The sequence below is a fragment of the Intrasporangium chromatireducens Q5-1 genome (genome assembly GCF_000576575.1).
Taxonomy (GTDB): Bacteria; Actinomycetota; Actinomycetes; order Actinomycetales; family Dermatophilaceae; genus Intrasporangium_A; species Intrasporangium_A chromatireducens.
Map to the genome: position 1 here is coordinate 1 of NZ_AWQS01000591.1, position 479 is coordinate 479.

1 protein-coding gene is annotated in these 479 nt (G+C 67.6%); it reads left to right on the forward strand.

The annotated features are described in order from the left end of the window. On the forward strand, positions 1 to 479 hold a 479-nt coding region (locus N864_RS23025; RefSeq protein ID WP_034723117.1), incomplete at both ends, for an integrase core domain-containing protein.

Here is a 479-nt window from a genome sequence, read left to right on the forward strand (position 1 = left end):
GATCATCGAGGACCTCGTCTCACGCAAGTGGCTCACCCACCTCGTCTCGGTCGAGGAGACCCACATCCAGGTCGAGAACGCGTTCACCGCCGCGCTCGAGTCCGAGGGACTACTCGAGGCGGCACTGGACCGGGCCGGGACTGGGCGGGTGGACCCCGACGCGAAGGACGGACTGACCCCGATCCTGCTGGCCGTCAGCGACAACGGCTCGCAGATGATCTCCAAGGACACCCGCCTGTTCATGACCCTGCTGGCCATCGCGCAACACTTCGGCCGGCCCTCCACGCCGACCGACCAGGCCTGGATCGAGTCGCTGAACGGGACCATCAAGATCGAGTGGCCGCACCTGCTCGAGATCACCGACCCCGCCGTCCTGCGCGCCGAGCTCGACCGGATCCAGGTGCACTACAACACGGTCCGGCTCCACCAGGGGCTGGGCTACGTCACCCCCGACGACGAACACGAAGGACGCGGCGAGG